2 protein-coding genes are annotated in these 854 nt (G+C 54.1%); both read left to right on the top strand.

Features of this window, described 5'->3' with window-relative positions; all coding sequences use genetic code 11:
• Positions 1-158: 158 nt before the first annotated feature.
• On the top strand, positions 159-380 hold the full coding sequence (locus DEO48_RS15300) for a hypothetical protein (protein WP_109845638.1): 222 nt from the start codon (positions 159-161) through the stop codon (positions 378-380).
• A gap of 55 nt (positions 381-435) precedes the next feature.
• Positions 436-684, top strand: a complete 249-nt coding sequence (locus tag DEO48_RS15295; protein WP_109845637.1) for a DUF905 domain-containing protein — start codon at positions 436-438, stop codon at positions 682-684.
• The last annotated feature ends 170 nt before the right edge of the window (positions 685-854 follow it).

Below are 854 nucleotides of genomic sequence, written 5' to 3'. Positions count from 1 at the left end.
GCAGGCGCTGGCGAAACACCGGATTATTCACGGTCAGGTCCCCGTGCCGCCGGAATCGCCGTCACCGCAGTAACATCGTTCCTCTCTTATTTACCCGGCAGGGGCATCCCAGAATGCCCCAAATCCGTCCGGGTGCTCTCCCCATGAGATTTAACCCAATGACATTACTGAAAATGATGCTCAGCGCCCTGCGTCAGGTGCTGACGTGGTGCGCCAACAACAGGGCACAACAGTTTGTGGAAGACCACTTCCGCGAAGAAGGTTACGACGAGGACAGCATTTATATCGCCAGACAGGCGGCAACCCTGCTCGCAGGTGCCTTAGTCGCGGCCCTGATGGAGCAGATACTGCAACTCATCGCTACACATTTAACCCACTGATGCCCTGCTCACTGAGCGGGGCATTTTGTTTTATGACGCTTATCAGGAGATGACGATGCTCAACACCGACAGTCCGTTACTGCCCGAAGGCACGTTTACCCGAAAACAGGCTGAGACCATCGTGGCGGCGTACCAGAACGTCGCTATTGAAGATGACCAGGGGACGCATTTTCGGCTGGTTATTCGCGACAGCGAGGGTCAGTTGATCTGGCGAGCGTGGAATTTTGAAGACAATGCCGGGGAGTGGTTTAACCGCTACCTGCTCAGCCACGGTATACCAAAAAACACATTCACCAGAAATTAATCCCACCAGCAACCACACCAACAGGCCATGTTCCCTTTGGGGCGCATGGCCTTTTTGTTTATGCCATTAAATCAACCATAAGGAATTAACAATGCGATTAGCCAGCCGCTTCGGGCGGACAAACCAGATCCGCCGCGACCGTCCCTTAACCCGTGACGAACTGATGCAGT

This window comes from Enterobacter sp. CGMCC 5087, assembly GCF_003144775.1.
GTDB lineage: Bacteria > Pseudomonadota > Gammaproteobacteria > Enterobacterales > Enterobacteriaceae > Enterobacter > Enterobacter cloacae_M.
The sequence above is the reverse complement of the archived record's forward strand: the minus strand, read 5'-3'. Positions and strand labels throughout refer to the sequence as shown.

What these genes read in the sequence shown, in the direction of transcription:
- DEO48_RS15300 (WP_109845638.1), top strand. Translation starts at nt 159, where the DNA reads ATGACATTACTGAAAATGATGCTCAGCGCCCTGCGTCAGGTGCTGACG.
- DEO48_RS15295 (WP_109845637.1), top strand. Translation starts at nt 436, where the DNA reads ATGCTCAACACCGACAGTCCGTTACTGCCCGAAGGCACGTTTACCCGA.